Annotated in this window: 10 protein-coding genes and 3 rRNA genes; 1 reads left to right on the forward strand and 12 read right to left on the reverse strand. The window is 66.7% G+C overall.

Features of this window, described 5'->3' with window-relative positions; translation table 11 throughout:
* Window positions 1–15: 15 nt before the first annotated feature.
* The 7 genes from ACQEVI_RS06665 to ACQEVI_RS06695 all read right to left on the reverse strand — a co-directional run bounded on the left by ACQEVI_RS06665 (window position 16) and on the right by ACQEVI_RS06695 (window position 9,636).
* Entirely contained in the window at window positions 16–600 is a 585-nt protein-coding gene (locus tag ACQEVI_RS06665; RefSeq protein ID WP_432895926.1) for a GNAT family N-acetyltransferase, read from the reverse strand.
* Between the two features lie 22 nt (window positions 601–622).
* Entirely contained in the window at window positions 623–2,134 is a 1,512-nt protein-coding gene (gatB, locus tag ACQEVI_RS06670; RefSeq protein ID WP_432895928.1) for an Asp-tRNA(Asn)/Glu-tRNA(Gln) amidotransferase subunit GatB, read from the reverse strand.
* Complete coding sequence (gene gatA / locus ACQEVI_RS06675) at window positions 2,131–3,657, reverse strand: Asp-tRNA(Asn)/Glu-tRNA(Gln) amidotransferase subunit GatA (RefSeq protein ID WP_419705757.1); 1,527 nt, start codon at window positions 3,655–3,657, stop codon at window positions 2,131–2,133. Before gatA ends, gatB begins: the two co-directional genes overlap by 4 nt.
* A gap of 14 nt (window positions 3,658–3,671) precedes the next feature.
* Entirely contained in the window at window positions 3,672–3,968 is a 297-nt protein-coding gene (gene gatC / locus ACQEVI_RS06680; RefSeq protein ID WP_419705756.1) for an Asp-tRNA(Asn)/Glu-tRNA(Gln) amidotransferase subunit GatC, read from the reverse strand.
* A 164-nt stretch (window positions 3,969–4,132) separates the two neighbouring features.
* Window positions 4,133–4,249, reverse strand: a 5S ribosomal RNA gene (gene rrf, locus ACQEVI_RS06685).
* Window positions 4,250–4,400: 151 nt separating this feature from the next.
* Window positions 4,401–7,528: ribosomal RNA gene (locus tag ACQEVI_RS06690) — 23S ribosomal RNA — on the reverse strand.
* Window positions 7,529–8,114: 586 nt separating this feature from the next.
* Window positions 8,115–9,636, reverse strand: a 16S ribosomal RNA gene (locus ACQEVI_RS06695).
* Together the 16S, 23S and 5S rRNA genes form the textbook arrangement of a ribosomal RNA operon.
* Window positions 9,637–10,444: 808 nt before the next feature.
* On the opposite strand from ACQEVI_RS06695, the gene ACQEVI_RS06700 reads away from it, so the two are divergent.
* Window positions 10,445–11,074: an N-acetyltransferase family protein gene (locus tag ACQEVI_RS06700; RefSeq protein ID WP_432895931.1), complete on the forward strand. Its 630-nt coding sequence runs from the start codon at window positions 10,445–10,447 to the stop codon at window positions 11,072–11,074.
* Window positions 11,075–11,160: 86 nt separating this feature from the next.
* Here the strand turns inward: ACQEVI_RS06700 and ACQEVI_RS06705 are convergent, their stop codons facing one another.
* The 5 genes from ACQEVI_RS06705 to ACQEVI_RS06725 form a co-directional block, all read right to left on the reverse strand.
* Window positions 11,161–12,180, reverse strand: coding sequence for a sugar phosphate isomerase/epimerase family protein (locus tag ACQEVI_RS06705; protein ID WP_432895933.1), 1,020 nt, complete (start codon window positions 12,178–12,180; stop codon window positions 11,161–11,163).
* Window positions 12,180–14,846, reverse strand: coding sequence for a PQQ-dependent sugar dehydrogenase (locus tag ACQEVI_RS06710; RefSeq protein WP_432895935.1), 2,667 nt, complete (start codon window positions 14,844–14,846; stop codon window positions 12,180–12,182). Before ACQEVI_RS06710 ends, ACQEVI_RS06705 begins: the two co-directional genes overlap by 1 nt.
* Before the next feature lie 112 nt (window positions 14,847–14,958).
* Window positions 14,959–15,960, reverse strand: coding sequence for a sugar phosphate isomerase/epimerase family protein (locus tag ACQEVI_RS06715; protein WP_432895937.1), 1,002 nt, complete (start codon window positions 15,958–15,960; stop codon window positions 14,959–14,961).
* 59 nt (window positions 15,961–16,019) lie between these two features.
* Window positions 16,020–16,604 (reverse strand): hypothetical protein, encoded by a 585-nt coding sequence (locus ACQEVI_RS06720; RefSeq protein ID WP_432895939.1) that lies wholly within the window; start codon window positions 16,602–16,604, stop codon window positions 16,020–16,022.
* A gap of 109 nt (window positions 16,605–16,713) precedes the next feature.
* Window positions 16,714–22,308 carry a ThuA domain-containing protein gene (locus ACQEVI_RS06725; RefSeq protein ID WP_432895941.1) on the reverse strand — a complete coding sequence of 1,865 codons (5,595 nt, stop codon included), beginning with the start codon at window positions 22,306–22,308 and terminating at the stop codon, window positions 16,714–16,716.
* Between the last annotated feature and the right edge of the window lie 72 nt (window positions 22,309–22,380).

The following is a 22,380-nucleotide window of genomic DNA, read 5'->3' on the forward strand; positions in this document are numbered from 1 at the left end:
GGCAGGCCGGTTCGCTCAGTCCTGCAGCGCTCGGTACTCGTCCTCGAGGATGCTCATCACCACGGCGTCGGCCCAGGTGTCGCCGTCGCGGTAGATGTCCCGCAGACGACCCTCCTCACGGAAGCCGAGCGACTCGTACAGCGCCTGCGCGCGCGGGTTGATGCTGAGCACGTCCAGGCTCACCCGGTGCAGGCCGAGCCCCGGTTCGCCCTCGACACCGTCGAAGGCGAACCGGAGCACCTCGAGGATGGCCTCCCTGCCGTAACCGCGGCCCCGGTAGTTCGGGAGCAGCTGGAGCCGGAGGTTCGCCGAACGGACGTCCTCGTCGAGGTCGTTGAGCACGATCTCGCCGATCATCTCGTCGCTGACCGGCTTGCCGTCCCGCATCGCGGCCGGGCAGATCGCCCAGTCGTAGCGGCCCGGCCGGTCGCTGACCGTGCTTGCCCACTCGTTGATCTGCTCGCGCGTGAACGTGGCGGTGGTCCCGGTCAGCCGGGTTCCCTCCGGATCCTGCACCGCCTCCCACAGGCGTTCCGCGTCGCGACCCTCGATGGGGCGCAGACGCATCATCTCGCCGCGCAGGAGCGGCCCGCGGGTCACCTGCGTGCCCTCGAACCGCGACTCACGAGCCGATCCGATCCAGCACCAGCTCGCGAACCCGCTTCGCGTCCGCCTGGCCCTTCGTCGCCTTCATGACGGCGCCGATGATCGCGCCGATCGGCCCCTGGTTGCCACCACGGACCTTCTCCACGATGTCGGGCTGGGCCGCGAGTGCGTCGTCGATGGCGGCGAGCAGCGGGCCGTCGTCCGACACGATCTCCAGGCCGCGGGACACGACGACCGCCTCCGGGTCGCCCTCTCCGGCGAGCACGCCGTCGAGCACCTGGCGGGCAAGCTTGTCGTTGAGCCGGCCGGAGTCGACGAGCCCCTGCAGCTGCGCGATCTGCGCCGGGGTCACCGCGAGGTCCTCGAGCGTGACCTCGTCCTGGTTGGCCCGCCGGGCCAGCTCGCCCATCCACCACTTGCGTGCGCCCGCGGCGCTCGTGCCCGCGGCGACGGTGGCCTCGATGAGATCCATGGCGCCCGCGTTGACGACGTCGCGCATCTCGGCGTCGGCGTAGCCCCACTCGGTCTGGAGCCGACGGCGGCGCGCCACCGGCATCTCCGGAAGCGTCGCCCGGATCTCCTCGACCCACTCACGGCTCGGGGCCACGGGCACCAGGTCCGGCTCGGGGAAGTAGCGGTAGTCCTCGGCGTCCGACTTCACGCGGCCCGACGACGTGGTGCCGTCCTCCTCGTGGAAGTGGCGCGTCTCCTGGATGACCGTCAGCCCGGCGTCGAGCACGCCCGCCTGGCGGGAGACCTCGTAGCGGACCGCGCGCTCGATCGAGCGGAACGAGTTGACGTTCTTGGTCTCGGTCCGGGTGCCCAGGGGCGACTCCGGCGTCGGGCGCAGCGACAGGTTCACGTCCGCGCGGACGTTGCCGCGCTCCATCCGCGCCTCGGAGACGTCGAGCGAACGGAAGATGTCACGCAGCGTCTGCACGTAGGCGCGCGCCACCTCGGGCGCACGCTCGCCGGCGCCCTCGATGGGCCGCGTCACGATCTCCACGAGCGGGATGCCCGCGCGGTTGTAGTCGACGAGCGAGTACTCGGCGCCCTGGATGCGGCCGGTCGCGCCACCCACGTGGGTGTTCTTGCCGGCGTCCTCCTCCATGTGCGCGCGCTCGATCTCGACGCGGAACACCTCGCCGTCGTCCAGCTCGATGTCGATCCAGCCGTCGAAGGCGATCGGCTCGTCGTACTGCGACGTCTGGAAGTTCTTCGGCACGTCCGGGTAGAAGTAGTTCTTCCGGGCGAAGCGGCAGTTCTCGGAGATGGTGCAGTTCAGCGCCAGACCGATCCGGATCGCGTACTCGACGGCCTTGCCGTTAACGACCGGCAGCGCGCCCGGCAGGCCGAGGCTCACCGGGGTGACCTGGGTGTTGGGCTCGCCACCGTAGGCGACCTCGGCCGCGCAGAACATCTTGGTGAGCGTGCCGAGCTCGACGTGGACCTCGATGCCCAGCACCGGGTCGTAGCGGCGGACGGCGTCCTCGTAGGCGACCAGTCCGGTCGTCGTTGCGGCGGTCATCGGGCGAGCTCCGTGGTCTTGAGTTCGGGTGCCTTGTTCAGCAGAGGTCCGCCCCACCGGGACTCGAGGGCCGCCTCGAGGGCCGCGCCCACGCGGTACAGCCGGTCGTCCGCCTTCGCGGGCGCCAGGATCTGGAACCCGACGGGCAGGCCGTCGTCGGACAGGCCGTTCGGCAGGGACATGCCGGGGACGCCGGCGAGGTTGGCGGGGATCGTCGCGATGTCGTTGAGGTACATCGCGAGCGGGTCGTCGAGCTTCTCGCCGAACTTGAACGCTGTGGTCGGCGCCGTCGGCGAGACCAGCACGTCGGCCTGCTCGAACGCCGCGGCGAAGTCGCGCTGGATCAGCGTGCGGACCTTCTGCGCGCTGCCGTAGTAGGCGTCGTAGTAGCCGGCGGAGAGGGCGTACGTGCCGAGGATGATGCGGCGCTTGACCTCGTCGCCGAAGCCGGCCCCGCGCGTCGCGCCCATGACGCGTTCCGCGGTGACCGGGCCCTCGGCCGGCTCGACGCGCAGGCCGAACCGCATGCCGTCGAACTTGGCGAGGTTGCTGGAGGCCTCGGCGGGCATGATCAGGTAGTAGGCGTCCAGCGCGTAGCCGAAGCTGGGGCAGGAGACCTCGACGATCTCGGCGCCCAGCGCGCGCAGCTGGTCGAGCGACTCGTCGAACCGCGCGGACACGCCGGCCTGGTAGCCCTCGCCCGACAGCTCCTTGACGACGCCGACCCGCAGGCCCTTCAGGTCACCCTTGGCACCCTGCTGAGCAGCGGCGACGACGCCGGGAACCGGCTCGTTGATCGACGTCGAGTCGTGCGGGTCGTGACCACCGATCAGCTCGTGCAGCAACGCCGCGTCGAGCACGGTGCGGGTGACGGGACCTGCCTGGTCCAGCGAGGAGGCCATGGCGATCAGGCCGTAGCGCGAGACACCACCGTAGGTGGGCTTCACGCCGACGGTGCCGGTGACGGCGCCGGGCTGACGGATCGAGCCGCCGGTGTCGGTCCCGATGGCGAGCGGCGCCTCGAAGCCGGCGACAGCCGCGGCCGAGCCACCACCGGACCCGCCAGGGATACGGTCGAGGTCCCAGGGGTTCTTGGTGTTGCCGTACGCCGAGTGCTCGGTCGAGGAGCCCATGGCGAACTCGTCCATGTTGGTCTTGCCGAGAATCGGCAGGCCTGCTGCCTTGATGCGCTCCACGAGCGTCGCGTCGTAGGGCGGGATCCAGTCCTCGAGGATCTTGGACCCAGCGGTCGTGGGCAGCCCCTTGGTGACCACGACGTCCTTGACGGCGATGGGCACACCGGCGAGCGGGTGCAGCTCCTCGCCGGCGGCACGCTTCGCGTCGATCTCCGCGGCAGTGGCCAGCGCCTTCTCGGAGGAGACGTGCAGGAACGCGTGCAGGTCCCCATCTACGGCGGCGATCCGGTCCAGGTGTGCCTGCGTCGCCTCGACGCTCGTGACGTCCTTGTTCCTCAGCGCGGACGCGAGGTCAGAGGCGCTGAGCCTGGTGATGTCCTGTGTCATGTCGTTGGTTCCCATCACTCTTCGCCGAGGATCTGCGGGACGGCGAACCGTCCGTTCTCCTGCCGCGGGGCGCCGGCCAGTACGTCCTGTATCGGCAGGGCAGGCTCCGGTACGTCGTCTCGGAACACGTTCGTCAGCGGGAGGGGGTGGCTCGTTGCCGGCACGTCTGCGGTAGCGACCTCGCTCACGCGAGCGATGGACTCGACGATCACGTCGAGCTCACCGGCCAGGCGCGAGACCTCGTCCGGTCGCAGGTCGATCCGTGCCAGCGCAGCCACGCGCGCAACCTCGTCACGGGAGATGGTGGACATGGCCCCGAGTCTAGTCGCCGGACGGCGTTCGATCTCCCGGATAGCGGTGCGTTCGCTGTGAGATCTCGGCTGAAACACTGCCTGGGAATGCAGGTAGGGGGTGGAGCCTGGCACCCCAGCCCTTACGGGCCGTGTGCTGGCTCCACCCCCTACCAGGAATGGTTGTCCGGCGGCGTCCTACTCTCCCACCCCGTCTCCAGGGCAGTACCATCGGCGCTGTAGGGCTAAGCTTCCGGGTTCGGAATGGGACCGGGCGTTTCCCCCACGCTAAGACCACCGTAACACTATCGAGACAGACAAAACCCTCACCCACCCACCAACCAAACCCCTCAAAGAGGATGGTGGTGAGACAAGGGGGTTTGGTGCCCGTGACTCGGGAACCGCATAGTGGACGCGAAACAAAACTTTGAGCATTATTAACAGTAAAGTTGTGTTGTGAAGTTATCGGCAGTTAGTACCGGTCAGCTCCGACAGTCTTTAGTCCTGTCTTCCACATCCGGCCTATCAACCCAGTGGTCTGCTGGGTGCCTCCCACACAAAGTGTATGGAAACCTCATCTCGAAGCAGGCTTCCCGCTTAGATGCTTTCAGCGGTTATCCCTTCCGAACGTAGCCAACCAGCCATGCTCCTGGCGGAACAACTGGCACACCAGAGGTTCGTCCGTCCCGGTCCTCTCGTACTAGGGACAGCCCTTCTCAAGTTTCCTGCGCGCGCAGCGGATAGGGACCGAACTGTCTCACGACGTTCTAAACCCAGCTCGCGTACCGCTTTAATGGGCGAACAGCCCAACCCTTGGGACCTACTCCAGCCCCAGGATGCGACGAGCCGACATCGAGGTGCCAAACCATGCCGTCGATATGGACTCTTGGGCAAGATCAGCCTGTTATCCCCGGGGTACCTTTTATCCGTTGAGCGACGGCGCTTCCACAAGCCACCGCCGGATCACTAGTTCCGACTTTCGTCCCTGCTCGACCTGTCGGTCTCACAGTCAAGCTCCCTTGTGCACTTGCACTCGATACCTGATTGCCAACCAGGCTGAGGGAACCTTTGAGCGCCTCCGTTACATTTTAGGAGGCAACCGCCCCAGTTAAACTACCCACCAGGCACTGTCCCTGATCCGGATCACGGACCGAGGTTAGACATCCGAAGCGATCAGAGTGGTATTTCAACAATGACTCCACCCGAGCTGGCGCCCTGGCTTCACAGTCTCCCACCTATCCTACACAAACCGCACCGAACACCAATACCAAGCTATAGTAAAGGTCCCGGGGTCTTTCCGTCCTGCTGCGCGTAACGAGCATCTTTACTCGTAGTGCAATTTCGCCGAGTTCGCGGTTGAGACAGCGGAGAAGTCGTTACGCCATTCGTGCAGGTCGGAACTTACCCGACAAGGAATTTCGCTACCTTAGGATGGTTATAGTTACCACCGCCGTTTACTGGGGCTTAAATTCTGAGCTTCGCCTTACGGCTGACTCGTCCTCTTAACCTTCCAGCACCGGGCAGGCGTCAGTCCGTATACATCGTCTTGCGACTTCGCACGGACCTGTGTTTTTAGTAAACAGTCGCTTCTCCCTGGTCTCTGCGGCCCTCCCCGCGTCCCCCAGCAAGTGGGTTAACGGTTCAGGCCCCCCTTCTCCCGAAGTTACGGGGGCATTTTGCCGAGTTCCTTAACCACGATTCTCTCGATCGCCTTAGTATTCTCTACCTGACCACCTGAGTCGGTTTAGGGTACGGGCGGCTAGTCCCTCGCGTCGAGGCTTTTCTAGGCAGCATAGGATCACCAGATTCCCGCATACACGGTCTCTATCAGCTCTCACCCTATACGCCCCACGGATTTGCCTATGGGACGGGCTACGACCTTGGACATGGACAACCATCGCCACGCCTGGCTACCTTCCTGCGTCACCCCTGTTAACACGCTTACCTACTACCGGATCAGGTCCCACGCCTCCCCAACGATGAGACCCGAAGGTCTCGGTGCTGGCTCGGGGTGGTTAGTATCACCGGGCTCGGTATGGGCGGTACTTCGCCGGTAGGAGAATATCAACTCCTTGTCCATCGACTACGCCTGTCGGCCTCGCCTTAGGTCCCGACTTACCCAGGGCGGATGAACCTGGCCCTGGAACCCTTGGTCATTCGGCGGACGGGATTCACACCCGTCATTCGCTACTCATGCCTGCATTCTCACTCGTGTAGGCTCCACCGCTGGATCACTCCGCGACTTCACTGCCCACACGACGCTCCCCTACCCACCCACACACCTGAACACACAGAACAAGTCTGGTGCTGGGCTAACGTATGAGTGCCACGGCTTCGGCGGTGTGCTTGAGCCCCGCTACATTGTCGGCGCGGAATCACTTGACCAGTGAGCTATTACGCACTCTTTCAAGGGTGGCTGCTTCTAAGCCAACCTCCTGGTTGTCTGTGCAACTCCACATCCTTTCCCACTGAGCACACGCTTTGGGGCCTTAGCCGGTGATCTGGGCTGTTTCCCTCTCGACCACGGAGCTTATCCCCCGCAGTCTCACTGCCGCGCTTACGACTTACCGGCATTCGGAGTTTGGCTGACGTCAGTAACCTGGTGAGGCCCATTAGCCATCCAGTAGCTCTACCTCCGGTAAGAAACACGCGACGCTGCACCTAAATGCATTTCGGGGAGAACCAGCTATCACGAAGTTTGATTGGCCTTTCACCCCTAACCACAGGTCATCCCCCAGGTTTTCAACCCTGGTGGGTTCGGTCCTCCACGCCGTCTTACCGGCGCTTCAACCTGCCCATGGCTAGATCACTTCGCTTCGGGTCTAGACCCGGCGACTCAATCGCCCTATTCGGACTCGCTTTCGCTACGGATACCCCACACGGGTTAACCTCGCCACCGAGCACTAACTCGCAGGCTCATTCTTCAAAAGGCACGCCGTCACCCCTGCAAACCCCTAAGGGCTGGAGGCTCCGACGGATTGTAGGCACACGGTTTCAGGTACTATTTCACTCCCCTCCCGGGGTACTTTTCACCTTTCCCTCACGGTACTTGTCCGCTATCGGTCACTAGGTAGTATTTAGGCTTAGCAAGTGGTCTTGCCAGATTCACACGAGATTTCACGGGCCCCGTGCTACTTGGGATCCCCTCAACCAGGCCGCACCATTTCGTCTACGGGACTCCCACCCACTACGGTCCGGTATTCAACCCGGTTCGACTATGACACGACTTTCTTACTGGCTGAAGAACTGTCAGATTCTTCCAGAAGGTCCCACAACCCCGCACACGCAACGCCTGACAGCTTGACACGCATACGGTTTGGCCTCATCCGCTTTCGCTCGCCACTACTCACGGAATATCTCTTCCTGTCGGTACTGAGATGTTTCACTTCCCGACGTTCCCTCCACACGCCCTATACATTCAGGCGCGGGTAACCGAACATGACTTCGGCTGGGTTCCCCCATTCGGAGACCCTCGGATCACAGCTCGTCTGCCAACTCCCCGAGGATTATCGCAGGCTACAACGTCCTTCTTCGGCTCCTAGTGCCAAGGCATCCACCAATGTGCCCTTAAAAACTTCAGGCAACACTACAATCACAGAAACCAAGATGACCACAAAACAACAACCACAAGCCAAAGACCCATGGTCGTACATTCTTGCGATCGCAATCTTGGAAAATTTCAAAGATGCTCGCGTCCACTATGCAGTTCTCAAGCAACGGACGAACCCACCAGGCAAACCCGTGACACCACACCCAACAACTAGGCCAGTCCTCAGACCAGTCAGCGTGAGCGGGTATGACACGAACCAAGTGACCCGTACTCGATCCAGAAACACACAACCTTGCCTACCCCCGAAGGGACAAGCCGGCCGGTTGTCTCAGGACCCAACAGTGTGCTTGGCGAACCCCCGACCACCCGGCAGACCGCGTTCCAACCCGTCACGACCCTCCGAGGAGGACACAACCGGCGTACTAGCAATCAGCCCAGGCAGGGCGACTCTTCGTCAATGTTCCACCCATGAGCAACCATCCCAGACGCGTACGGCCTGGGCCTGGCCTCTGCCACCAGCACCAACCATCGCCCCCACCCCGTGAAGGATGAACACGTGCTCCGTAGAGCGGCCGGCGTCCCCACTATGTGGGGCCTGATGGAGATGAGCTCCTTAGAAAGGAGGTGACCCAGCCGCACCTTCCGGTACGGCTACCTTGTTACGACTTAGTCCCAATCGCCAGTCCCACCTTCGACCACTCCCTCCCTTGCGGGTTGGGCCGTGAGCTTCGGGTGTTACCAACTTTCGTGACTTGACGGGCGGTGTGTACAAGGCCCGGGAACGTATTCACCGCAGCGTTGCTGATCTGCGATTACTAGCGACTCCGACTTCACGGGGTCGAGTTGCAGACCCCGATCCGAACTGAGACCGGCTTTTTGGGATTCGCTCCACCTCACGGTATCGCAGCCCTCTGTACCGGCCATTGTAGCATGCGTGAAGCCCAAGACATAAGGGGCATGATGATTTGACGTCATCCCCACCTTCCTCCGAGTTGACCCCGGCAGTCTCCCATGAGTCCCCGGCATGACCCGCTGGCAACATAGGATAAGGGTTGCGCTCGTTGCGGGACTTAACCCAACATCTCACGACACGAGCTGACGACAACCATGCACCACCTGTGTACGAGTGTCCAAAGAGTTCGTTATCTCTAACGCGTTCTCGTACATGTCAAGCCTTGGTAAGGTTCTTCGCGTTGCATCGAATTAATCCGCATGCTCCGCCGCTTGTGCGGGCCCCCGTCAATTCCTTTGAGTTTTAGCCTTGCGGCCGTACTCCCCAGGCGGGGCACTTAATGCGTTAGCTGCGGCACAGAACGAGTGGAACCCGCCCCACACCTAGTGCCCAACGTTTACGGCATGGACTACCAGGGTATCTAATCCTGTTCGCTCCCCATGCTTTCGCTCCTCAGCGTCAGTAACTGCCCAGAGACCTGCCTTCGCCATCGGTGTTCCTCCTGATATCTGCGCATTCCACCGCTACACCAGGAATTCCAGTCTCCCCTACAGCACTCTAGTCTGCCCGTACCCGATGCAAGCCCACAGTTGAGCCATGGGATTTCACACCAGACGCGACAGACCGCCTACGAGCTCTTTACGCCCAATAATTCCGGACAACGCTTGCGCCCTACGTATTACCGCGGCTGCTGGCACGTAGTTAGCCGGCGCTTCTTCTGCAGGTACCGTCACTTTCGCTTCTTCCCTGCTGAAAGAGGTTTACAACCCGAAGGCCGTCATCCCTCACGTGGCGTCGCTGCATCAGGCTTTCGCCCATTGTGCAATATTCCCCACTGCTGCCTCCCGTAGGAGTCTGGGCCGTGTCTCAGTCCCAGTGTGGCCGGTCGCCCTCTCAGGCCGGCTACCCGTCGACGCCTTGGTAGGCCATTACCCCACCAACAAGCTGATAGGCCGCGAGCCCATCCCCCACCGAAAAACTTTCCAACACCCACCATGCGGCAGGTGCTCATATCCGGTATTAGACCTCGTTTCCAAGGCTTATCCCGAAGTAGGGGGCAGGTTGCTCACGTGTTACTCACCCGTTCGCCACTGATCCACCCAGCAAGCTGGGCTTCACCGTTCGACTTGCATGTGTTAAGCACGCCACCAGCGTTCGTCCTGAGCCAGGATCAAACTCTCCGTAAAAGAGAAACATCCACACCCACCGCAAGGGCAAGGTGTGAACAATGATACCGGCCAGACCAATCTGATGATTAAGATCTGTCCAAAACAACCCCCACAACGATGCGACCCGACTAACCGGACGGTCAGACAAGGCCACACCCGCAAGGGGTTAAAACATTGGCATTGACTATCAAGCACACTGTTGAGTTCTCAAACAACCGACGCACACCGTCAGGACCGCAATCTTTCCGATCGCTTCCCTGTCCGGGGCAGTGCCTGTAACTTACCAGGCTCTTTCGGACTTTTCCAAATCCTCGTCAGCCTCTCAGCCGGGAGAATTCTTCGACCATCCGAAGCATTTCCGATTTCCGTAACTTACCAGATTCTTTCAGCCGATCAAATTCGCTTCCGTTTCTCAGAAACGGAGGAATTGCGTCTGCCTGCCGAATGCGGCACCACATCCTGTTCCGGGGAACGTAAAGTTTCCCGGTCCTGCGATGTGGGTTCCAGCCCCGGCACGGCCACCCGTCCGTTTCCGGCTGGTGTCCGTCTGCCCGTCGGGCTGACCTGGAGAACATTACACACGATCCCCCGCGGACGCCACTTCGCTCGGAGTGGCCTGCGGCACACTACGTTTCCGCAGGTCAGGGCCTGTTTTGAACAAGTCATGACACCCCCTGGCGCGATGCTTGTGACGGGGGCCACGTCGGACAGCTTCCCGCGCCCATCCACGGCGCCGGACCGACCCACCGTTGCCCTGTCCAGCACCGGCATTTTCCTGTTCGGGCCTCCTGATCCCCGCTGACCGCCCTCGTACTACGTTCGGACAGTGACATCCGAGCCCCGGGCCGCATCCTCCGCCCCCACAGAGAAGCCCACCGAGCCCACTGGAGCACAGCTCGCCACCGCGTCCGGCATCGTACGCAGGGCTACCGGCGACGACGCGGCCGAGGTCGCCTGGCTTGCCGCCCTGACCTTCCCCCTGGCATGCCCGCCCGAGGCCTCGCGCACCGAGATGGCGACGCACATCGCGCAGAAGCTGACTCCCGCGCGATTCCGTGAGTGGGCCACCAGCGACCGGCACGCGCTGTTCGTGTACGACGACGGCGCGCGTCTGCTCGGCTACGCGCTCCTCGTCCTCGGCACCCCCGAGGGCGCGGCCGAGGCCGCGACCGTCCAGAGAGCGAGCGGGCGGCCGGCGCCCTACGTCGAGCTGTCCAAGATCTACGTGCAGCCCGACGTGCAGGGCGGCGTCGTCTCCGGGGCGCTCATGCGCGCGGCGACCGAGGTGGCGGACGAGCTCGGCCACGGCCTGCCCTACTGGCTGGCCACGAACGCGCAGAACCTGCGCGCCCAGGCCTTCTACCGGAAGCACGGCTTCGAGGTGGTCGGCAAGCGCACCTACGTGGTGGGCGGGCTGGAGCACGACGACGTGGTCCTCCTGCGAACGACCCGCTAGAAGACCGGTAGCCCGACGCCGGCGCCCAGCAGGAAGGGGTGTGGCCGACGCCGGACGGCGTCGGCCACACCCCTTCTCCTACCGGATCAGCAGCGCTTGGCGCGCAGCGACCGGATCTCGACGTACGACCGCTCGGCGTTGCCGAACGAGTCGACCGGGAAGCCCGGCGCGGCCACCGTGGCGGCGTTGTCCTGCTCCCAGATGCCGTGCCGGCGCCCGGAGCCCGCGAGCGCCGACAGGAACTCGGTGTACGGCAGGTCGCCGGCGCCGAACTCCACGATGTCGTAGCCCCCGGTGTTCGCGGGGTTCGCGTCGCCGTCCTTGAGGTGCAGGAGCGGGTAGCGGTGTGGGTTGCGCTTGACGTAGTCCACCGGCTCGAAGCCCGGGTAGCGGTGCTTGCCCACGAACGCCCAGTAGACGTCCATCTCGAGGAAGACCTTCCTCGGGTCGGTGTTGTCGTAGAAGACGTCGTAGAGGCGGACCTCCGGGTCGTCGGTGGCGAAGCTGAACTCGCCGTCGTGGTTGTGCTGGTAGAACTTCAGGCCGCGAGCGCGCGCCGCCGCCCCGAAGCCGTTGAACTGCTCGGCGGCGGCGAGGTAGCCCGCGACCGTGCGGTCGTTCGTGGGTGCCTGCGCGGTGCCGATGTGGTCCATACCGAGGATCTCGGCGATGTCGAGCTCGCGCTCCATGTTGTTCGCGAAGTCGGCGATACCGCGGTGCGAGCCGACGGCGCGCAGGCCGTTGTCGTCCAGCAGCTGCCGGATCTCCTCGGGGGTGATCGCGCCGACCTGCCCCTGCGTGTACCCGGCGAACTCGACCTCCGCGTAGCCCATGTCGGCGAGCCGCTCGAACACGGTGCGGAAGCCGAGCGAGGAGACCTTGTCCCTGATCGAGTACAGCTGGATGCCGATGTGCCCGGCGGGCACGAGCACCCGGCCACGACCCCGGCCGGCGGTCGCCGCTCCGGTCGCTGCGGCGGGCGCGAGGGTCGAGGCGGCTGCGCTGCCCGCGAGTCCGGCGCCGGCCAGCGAGGCCGCACCCACGGCTACGGTGCCGCCGGCCAGCCTCAGGAAGTTCCTGCGGTTGACGTCAGTGCGTGATTCCATCACTGCTCTCCTTCGGTCTGAGCGGCCCCGGTCGGGCCGGTCGAGCTCTGTGCGGCCGAAGCGGGCGCGCCGACGCCCTCACCGACCATCGTGATCGCGTCAACGTCGAGGCCGCCGGTGGCGGTGATGTAGAGCGTCCCCGTGGTGCTGCGGTCCCGGAACCGCAGGTCGATGTCCCGCCAGGTGCGGGCGTTGACCTTGGCGCTGGCGAACGGCTTCGCCTTGGGCGAGCCCCAGCGCAGCTCGACCTTGCCCTTGCCGCGGATCTTCGCGGTGGCGCTGTCGATGCCGGAGAGGTTCACCCGCTCCAGGGCGATCGAGTCACGCTTGGCCAGGCCGTCGACGTACGCGCCGGCCGAGGCTGCCTCGTCCTCGACCACCTCGACACCCTTGAGGGTCGCGTGCTCTGCCTCCTGCAGCTTCGGGTTCAGGCGCAGCGTGGCCTCACCCTTCGCGGGCGGCAGGCCGTTGGCCCCGTTGTCGGTGTAGGTGACGACGACGGCGCCGTACAGGAGCGAGCCGGCGCCGTGCTCCGGGGAGTTGGGGTCGGTCGGGAAGGCACCCGTGCAGCCCGTGCCGGAGACCTCGGGGTGGGCGTGCTCGTCGTGGCCGAGCCCGTAGGACCATGCGACCCGGCTGCAGACCGTCTCGCTGCCGTCCTCGGCGTCCTGCGTGGTCACCTGGAACGGCACCGCGTCGCCCCAGTCGAAGAACCCGCCGTCGGCCGGGAACTCGACGGTGACCTCGGGTGCCTGGTTGCCGACGCTGATCTCCTGCGAGGTCAGCGAGAACTTGGTTCGTGCGTCGGTGACCCGGAGGCGGGCCGTGTACACGTCGAGCTCGGTGTAGGTGTGGGTGGCCTGGGCGCCGTTGGCGTCGAACGTCCCGTCGCCGTCGAAGTCCCACTCGTACGTCAGCGCGTCACCGTCGGGGTCGGTCGAGGCGGATGCGTCGAACGAGACCTCCACAGGGGCGGACGACGACGATGACGGTGTGGCCGTGAACCGCGCCTGGGGCGCCTTGTTGCCCTCCGCGTAGTCGATCCGGTACAGCCCGGAGTCGGGGTTCTGCCGGAAGAAGCCGTCGCCGTACTCCAGCACGTACAGGGAGCCGTCCGTGCCGAACTCGAGGTCGATCGGGTTGTCGTTGCGGAACATCCCCGCCGCCTCCAGTGCGGTGTTGGGGAAGAAGTCCTCGATCTCGCCGACCTCGAACGTGGACCAGTCCACACTGAACGCCGCGAGGTAGTCCTGCGAGAACTCCCCGAAGAACGCCTTGCCGTCCCAGACCTCAGGGAACTTGCCCGGCGCTGTCTCGTCAGCGTCGTAGTGGTAGACCGGGCCGCCCATGGGTCCCTGTCCCGTTCCGGAGCCGAAGTTCACGAGCTCGTCGCGCGGCTGCTGCCCCGGCTGGTCGCCGTAGTACAGGGTCGCCGCCCGGGCCGAAGGCAGCTCGGTCAGGCCGGTGTTCCAGCGGGAGTTGTTGACGGGTGCCGCGCAGTCGAAGAACTCCCGCGGCGTCGCGGTCTCGAAGTTCCACTCGTTGTAGGCCGCGTTCGGCCCGTGGCAGTACGGCCACCCGGAGTTGTGCGGGTCGTCGAGCCCGACGGCGTTCCACTCCACGTAGCCCATCGGCCCGCGGTCCGGGTTCGCCGCGCCGGCGTCGGGGCCGTAGTCCGCCCAGGTGAGCGAGCTGGTCTCCGGGTCCACCTCGATACGGAACGGGTTACGCACACCCATCACGAAGATCTCGGGGCGGGTGCCCTCGGTGCCCGGGGCGAACAGGTTGCCCTCGGGGATGTCGTAGGTGCTGCCGGCTCCCGGCGGGGCTCCGGCCGGGATCTCGTCCTTCACGTCGATCCGCAGGATCTTGCCCCGCAGGTCGTTGGTGCTCCCCGCACCGCGACGGGCGTCGAAGCCCGGGTTCATGTTCGGGGCGTCGTTGTTCGGGGCGTACCCGTTGGCGCCGGGCGTGCCGGCCGGGGTGTTGTCACCTGTCGACAGGTAGAGGTTGCCCTCGCCGTCGAAGTCGATGTCCGCGCCGACGTGGCAGCACTGGCCGCGCTGCACCTCGATGTCGAGGATCGGCTGCTCCGAGGCCGGGTCCAGCGCGTCACCGGTGAACGTGAACTTGGACAGGCGGTTGACGCCCACCCACCGGTCCCAGTAGCTCTCGTCCTCGCCCGCGGGCAGCGAGCCCGGCGCGTTGCCCGTCGGCGTGTCCGCCGCGCCGTCGCCGTCGGCGTCCCGCGGTGCGTACACGAGGTAGACCTCGTTGCTCTCCGCGAAGTCCGGCGCCAGGGCGATGCCCTGCAGACCGTCCTCGGAGTTCGCGTACACGTCGAGGGTGTTGACCAGCTTGGTGACCCCGGTGGCCGGGTCGGTCAGGCGCACCTGCCCGTTGCGGGCCGTGTGCAGCACCCGCGAGTCAGGAAGGACCGCCATGTCGATGGGCTCACCGACGTCCTTGGTGAGCAGGATCTTCTCGTAGTTGCCCCAGTCGGTGTCGGCCGCTGCCTCGGCGTCCTGGGTGTCGTGGCTCGGGTGACCCGGGTGGGCGGACGCCGTCGGCACGGCCAGGAGGGCCGTGCCGACGAGCGCGGTCGCCGCGACCACCGCGAACGCCTTCTTTTGCCGCGCTCGCGCGCGCGCCTGGATAGTCTTCATACGTGATGCAGCTCCTCGTCGAGTTTCGTCACGCGGGCCGGGCCTCGTCCGCACTCCCATTCGTCCGGGGCCCGGTCCTTGTCAGTGCTCTTGCTGGATCAGCAGGTCCGCGTCAGCGCGTCGAGAAGGCCGCGTCGAACGCAGAGTCCGGCGCGTCGTACGCGTGGGAGCGCACGAACTCGAGTGCCTCCGGGGCGCCGACGAGACGGTCCATGCCGGCGTCCTCCCACTCCACGGAGATCGGGCCGTCGTAGCCGATCGTGTTGAGCATCCGGAACGCGTCCTCCCACGGGACGTCTCCATGCCCGGTCGACACGAAGTCCCAGCCGCGGCGCGGGTCGGCCCACGGCAGGTGCGAGCCCATGCGGCCGTTGCGGCCGTTCGTCATGCGCTTCTTCGTGTCCTTGCAGTCCACGTGGTAGATCCGGTCCTTGAAGTCCCAGAGGAAGCTGACCGGGTCCAGGTCCTGCCACACCATGTGGCTCGGGTCCCAGTTCAGGCCGAACGCCTCGCGGTGGCCTATCGCCTCCAGGGTCCGCACGGTGGTCCAGTAGTCGTAGGCGATCTCGCTCGGGTGCACCTCGTGCGCGAACTTCACGCCCACCTCGTCGAACACGTCGAGGATCGGGTTCCAGCGGTCGGCGAAGTCCTGGTAGCCGGCCTCGATCGTGGCGTCCGAGACGGGCGGGAACATCGCCACGTACTTCCAGATGGCGGAGCCCGTGAACCCGACGACGGTCTTGACCCCGAGCTTGGCGGCCAGCCGCGCGGTGTTCTTCATCTCCTCGGCGGCACGCTGCCGCACGCCCTCGGGGTCGCCGTCGCCCCACACCCGGTCGGAGACGATGTCACGGTGCCGCTGGTCGATGGGGTCGTCGCAGACGGCCTGGCCCTTGAGGTGGTTCGAGATCGCCCACACCTTCAGGCCGTGCCGCTCCAGCAGCTCAAGGCGCCCGGCGACGTACTCGTCGTCGTCCCAGCGCCAGGGGTCGAGGTGGTCGCCCCAGCAGGCCAGCTCCAGGCCCTCGTAACCCCACTTCGAGGCGAGGCTCGCGACCTCCTCGAGCGGTAGGTCGGCCCACTGGCCGGTGAACAGGGTGATCGGTCGTGCCATTTTTCTTTCCTCCTGTGCGTGACGATCCGGCATCGCCGGTCGTGCCCATCGGTCTTCGGTCACGTCCTGCGCCGGCGCAGGAGGACGACGGCCGCCACTCCTGCGGCGACGAGCGCCCCCAGCACCCAGCCGGACCAGCTCGGCAGGCCCCCGGACGACGGCGACCCGTCGCCGGCCGGTGCCGCGACGGCGCCGTCCCCCTCCGCGACGGCCTCCTCGGCCCCGGGGCCGGACGTCTCGGACGGCGCGGGTTCGGACGGCGGAGCGGCCGGCGGAGCGACGTCCACCTCGACCTCGACCTTCGCCTTCCCGGGTTCCTTCACCTGGGCGGTCAGCGTCCAGTGCCCCTCGTCGAGCAGCGCGGGCTCCGAGCGGTACCAGCCGACGCCTTCCGACGCGGAGACGAGCGTGACGGGGCCGACCTCGTCGCCGGCATCGGAGACGCCTCGCACGACCACGACGGCCGACTCCTCGACCGGGTGCCCGTCAGTCACCCAGGTCAGCGCCGCGGAGACGCCTCCGGCACCGTCGGTGCCGAGCTCGACGTCGATCTTGCCGCCGTGTGCCGCGGCGACGGCGGCGGGCCCGGCGACGAGCCCGAGCGCCAGCAGGAGCGCCGCGCCGAGGCGGGTGAACCGTTCCATGTTCGTTCCTCTCCGACTCACAGGGGCCCGGGGTCACCAGTCCTGCCGTTGACCCCGGGCCACGGGGCGACGGGGCGTGCACCGGTGACCGGTGCACGCCCCGCGTCTCTCAGCTGACGCACTCCTCCTCGACGGTCACGATGACGAACGCCTTGCCGGACGGGCTGAGCTGCCAGTCCCCGGCCGCCGTCAGCTCGGCGCCCTTGGCCGGTGTGGCGATCACCCGGTAGTCACCCGCAGGCAGGTCGCGCAGGTTGCGCGGCTTGCCGTCCGCCTCGCCGTCGACCCAGTTGTGCACGACGTAGCTGCGCACCCCGGGCAGGACGACCGGAACGATCGACCCGCCGTCGTCGCACGTCGCCGCCGTCACCACGACGTCCGGCGTGTTGGGGTCGGGGCACTCCGGCTGCTCGATCGTCACGAACAGGATGGCGAGCCCGTTGTCCCGGACCCTCCAGCCGTCCTCGCCGACCAGGACGTACCCTTCGGCAGGGCGGGCCGCGACCCGGTACCTCCCGGGAGCGACGTCGTCCAGGTCGTCGACGAGGTCACCGGCGGCGCCGTCGACCCACTCCCGCACGACGTAGGACCGCACGCCCTCCACCTCGGCCGTGACCAGCGCACCGCCGGTGACGACCTCGGCACCCGACTGGTTGTAGTGGCAGGTCGGCTGGACGATCTCGACCGCGGGCGTCGCCTCGGTGAACTGCGGTTCGAAGATGGTGAACTCGACGGGCTCGCCGACCACGGTCTCGCCGTCCGCCGAGGCCCGCACCTGGACGGTGTGGGCGCCGAACGTCGAGATCTCCACCGGCGCGGTGTACTCGGTCCAGCCGTCGTCGTCGACGTTGACCTCCCGGTACACCGTGGCGCCGTCCGGGCCGCCCGTGGTCTCCACCGTCACCGTGACCGGCCCGAGCCACTGCCCGTCCGGGCCGTCCGGCTCAGCAGGCGACAGCGTGCCGGTCACCTCGAGCGGCTCGGCCGCGTCGGCCACCCGGAAGTGGTCGAACGACGCCGTGGCGACCGACTGCTGCGGGCCGCCGAGTGCGAACAGACCCACCCGGCCGTCCTGCAGTCCCTCGTGCGTCACCGGCTCGGCGAGGGCGGTCCATTCCTCGCCGTCCGCGCTGTACTCACCGGTGAAGGTGGACCCGGCCTTCGACAGCCGCAGGTGCCACACGCGAGACGTGAGGTCGTTCGCGCCAGGCTGCGGGTCCTGCACCACGGCGTCGACCTCGCTACGCAGCTCGATGCGCTGTGTGACGGCGCTGCCCGGAGCGTTGTCGGTCACGAGGTCGAGCTTGACGTAGTTGTCGTCGTCCCCGTACACGATCAGACCGCCCTGCTGGTACTGCTGGTCGAAGGCCGACCCGTCCACGAGGGTCTCGACGGTCCAGTCGTCGTCCGGCAGGTCCTGCACGACGATGTTCGGCGTGCCGGTGTTGTCGCCGGTGTAGATGTCCGTCGCCGTCGTGTCGATCTCCAGCGCGCCACCGGTCACCCGGTAGCCCGTCGGGTCCTCGCGCACGATGTCCCAGCGGCAGGCGTCGAGGGCGTCCCCGTCGAACTCGTCCGCGGGCCCGGGGGCCGCGGACGTGTCGTCCGGGGTGATGTGGAACCAGTCGAACTGAGCGTCCACGACGTCGGCGGACGAGCCGGCGCCGGCGAGCGCGAACAGCCCGATCCGCGGTTCCTCGATACCGGCGAGCGCCTTGGTCTGCGGCATGGCCGTGAAGTCCACTCCGTCCGCCGAGTAGGACGCCGTCAGGTCCTCGCCGTCGCTGCTGGCCAGGCGTACGTAGACGGTGTCCGGGTACGCCGCCCCGAGAGCAGCGGTGTTGGAGTCACCGACCTCGTTCGGTGCGCCGGCCTCCTCGCGGACGTACTGGAAGATGCGCGTGGCCGGGTCGGCGGGTGCCGAGCGACCCTGGAGCACCATCTTCGCGTAGTTGTCCGCGTCGCCGTAGATCACCAGACCGGCCTGCTGGTATTGGGCATGGGCCGGGATGGTCACCTTGGCCGTCGCGGTGAACGGACCGTCCGGCAGGTCCTGCAGGACGATGTTCGGCACGGTGGTGTTGTTCGTCCCGTAGAAGTCCGCGGCGGTCGCCGGGATCGTGAGGAGACCGTCGGCGACCCGCAGGTCCTGGTTGCGGTCGAGCACCGTCCAGCGGTCCGGGTCGAGCTCCTCACCGAGGAAGTCGTCCGAGCGGCCCGACAGGCAGAGCTCCGGCTCCGGGACGATCCCGGTGACCTCGACCATGACGTACTCGACGGCGTACGCGCCGCCCTCGTCTGTGACGCGCACCTGGAGCCGGTAGCTGCCCGGCTCGTCGTAGGTGTGCTCGAAGGACGACGTGCCGTCGACGAACCCCTCACCGAGCCCGGCGTCCCAGGCGTAGGTCAGGTCGCCCGTACCGTCGGGGTCGGTGGCCTCGGCACTGGCGGTCACGGTCAGCGGGGCGTCGCCCGCGACCGGGTCGACCGTCAGCTCGACCTCCGGCCGTTCGTTGTCGGTGACCCCGCGGCCGTCGATCTCCATCCAGTTCGCGTTGACCCCGCCGGAGAGCAGCACGAAGTGCAGCGAACCCGAGCCGGACGGGACGTTGCTGAGCTCGGTCGAGGCATCGACGTACTGCTGCCAGCCACCCGTGCTCGGCACCGTGATCCGGCCGATCTCAGGACCGTCCGGCGCGTCCCACCGCAGCGAGATCTCCCCGCCGGCGGCACCAGAGGCGGCGCGCAGCGAGATGGCCTCGACGCCGGACAGGCCCACCGGCTCATGGGCCCAGTAGTCACCGGGCTCGATGAACCCGATGTTCTGGCCGCCACCCGCGGTGTCGCCCGTCTCCTCGATCAGGACGCCGGGGTCACCCGTACCCTCGCCGATGCCGTCGACCCGGCCCGTTCCGGTGAAGAACTCCGACTGGACCAGCTTGGGCTGCAGCACCTGCAGGTCGGTCGCCGTCAGCGGTGCGCCCGCCGCGCCGCCGTCGTCCGTGTAGAAGGCCTCGATCACCCAGAAGATGTTCGACTCGATGCCGTGGCCCTCGTCACGGGCCGTCTGGATGACACCCTCGCACCCGGTCAGCTCGTCGAACGGGTGGGCGTGGGAGTCGTGGCCCAGCGAGGTGAACAGCGAGACGTTCTCACAGCTCACGTCGCCGTCGGGGTCGTCGACCGCGATCTCGTAGCGGACCTGGTCACCCCACTCGAAGAAGCCGCCGTTGTCGGGGAAGGTGATAGTCACCTCGGGTGCGACGTTGCCGACCACGATCGTCACGTTCGCCACACCGGTCTGCCCGGCGGCGTCGGTCGCGACGAGCTGGGCGGTGTAGCGGCCGTTCTCGGTGTACGTGTGGGTCGGGTTCTCCTCGGCGCTCGGCGCCGAACCGTCGCCGAAGGTCCACTGCAGCGTCAGGGGTTCGCCGGCCGGGTGCCGGGTGCCCTCCGAGGAGAACTGCACGGTCAGCGGTGCCAGACCGTCGGTGACGTCGGCACTGGCCTGGGCGATCGGCGCCGGGTCGCCCTTGACGTAGTTGACCTTGTACACGCCCGAGCTGTCGTTGTTGCCGCCGAAGCCGGAACCCCAGTCGACGACGTACAGCGCGCCGTCCGGCCCGAAGTCGAAGTCCATCGGCCGGTCGAAACCGGCCTCCGGGTCGAAGATCTGCGGCAGGACCCGGTTGATGTCCACGAGGTCGTCGCGCTGCTCACCGGCGAGCTGGAACGAGTACATCCGCCCCTGGTTCCACTCGCCGAACAGCGCCTTGCCGTCCCAGTAGGCCGGCCACTTGACGTCGGACTCGAGCTCCGGGTCGTAGGAGTACACCGGGCCGCCCATCGGTGCGCCACCGCCGCCGATCTCGGGGAACAGCGGGTTGGTGCCGTACCCGTACCAGACCTCCGCCTCGACGGCGGCGGGCAGCTGCGTGATGCCGGTGTTGTTCGGCGAGTTGTTCGCCACCCCACCGGCGCAGTCGTACGCCGCCCCGGACTGTCCCGTGGCGAAGTCGTAGTCGAGGTACGCGTTGTTCGCGCCCGTGCAGTACGGCCAGCCGTAAAACCCGGGCTCGCTCACGACGTTCCACTCGACCGTGCCGGCGGGCCCGCGCGTCGCGCTGGCCGCACCCGCGTCCGGACCGTAGTCGGCCACGAGCACGTTGCCGTTCGCCGGGTCGACGCCGATCCGGAACGGGTTGCGGAAGCCCATCGCGTAGATCTCCGGCAGCGTGTCCGCCGTGTCCGGCGCGAACATGTTGCCGTCGGGGATCGTGTACGAGCCGTCGTCCTGCGGCGTGATCCGCAGCACCTTGCCGCGCAGGTCGTTGCTGTTGGCCGAGGTGCGCTGCGAGTCGTAGTTCGCCCGCCCGGACCGCTCGTCCAGCGGCGCGTAGCCCTGGGACTCGAACGGGTTCGTGTTGTCGCCGGTGGCCACGTACAGGTTGCCGTCGGAGTCGAAGACCATGTCACCGCCCGCGTGGCAGCACGTCTGGCGCTGCGTCGGGATGACCAGCACGGTCTCCTCGGTGGCCGGGTCGATCGTGCCGGCGGCCGTGTCGTACTCGAAGCGCGAGACCCGGTTGTGCGGGCCGTCGTCGCCCACGTCCTGCGGGGACCAGAACAGGTACACCCAGCTGTTGGACGCGAAGTCCGGGTCGAGCACGACGCCGGTCAGCCCGTCCTCGTTGGACTGGGTGACCTCCAGCGCCACCGCGGTGCTCGTGGTGTTCGACTCGGGGTCGATCGTCTGGACGCGGCCGTCACGCTCGACGTAGAAGACGGTCCCGTCGGGGGCGACGTCCAGCATCATCGGGTTCGCGGTGTCCTCGTCGAGCGGCACCATCTCGTAGCTGTCGCTCTGCGTCGCGGCGCAGTCGGAGTCGACGACGCCCGCCGCGGTCTGCAGACCGCCCAGCAGGTGCTCGACGAACTCCGGCTCGGTGTACGAGGCGTCGGTGTGCCCGCCGCCGGTGTACCAGGACCGGCCCCCGTCGTACTCCTGGCACCAGGCGATCGGGTGCTCCGCGCCCATGGCGCCCGCGCCGGCGTCGTAGGAGGACTCGTCCAGGGAGGCGAGGACGTGCACCTCGTCGCGCGGGTTCGTGCGGAAGTTGTACCACTCGTCGTGGCGGTCCCAGCGGTCCGGCAGGTGCGCCGTCGAGGTGTGCTCGTGGTCCTCGACCTTGACCGTGGCGTCCTGGTTCTGCGGGTGGGAGTTGAAGTAGGCCCCCACCAGCTCGCCGTACCAGGGCCACTCGTACTCCGTGTCCGAGGCCGCATGGATACCGGCGTAGCCGCCGCCACCCTGGATGTACCGCTCGAACGCGGCCTGCTGGTCCTCGTTCAGGACGTCGCCCGTGGTCGAGAGGAACACGACCACCTCGTAGTCGGCGAGGCCCTCGTCGGAGAACACGCTCGCGTCCTCGGTCGCGGTGACGGTGAAGTCGTTGGCAGCACCCAGCTGGGTGATCGCCTGGATGCCGGCGGGGATCGAACCGTGCCGGAAGCCCGCCGTCTTGGAGAAGACGAGGGTGTCGAAGGGCTCGGCCGCTACGTCGCCGGGGGCGGCGGCAACCTGGGCCTGCGCAGGCTGCGCCGACGTCGGTTGTGCGGTGGCCGTCACCGCCAAGGGAACAGCAAGAGCGGTAGTGGCTGCTGCCACGACCACCGACCGCAGAATGCGGCGGGTTCGTTGCACGTGTCTCACCTGGAGCTCCTCATCGAGTCGGGTCAGTACTAGTGCTGTGCAAGTGCTACTTCGGTGCTACTT

The organism is Promicromonospora sp. CA-289599 (assembly GCF_050936155.1).
Classification (GTDB): Bacteria; Actinomycetota; Actinomycetes; order Actinomycetales; family Cellulomonadaceae; genus Promicromonospora.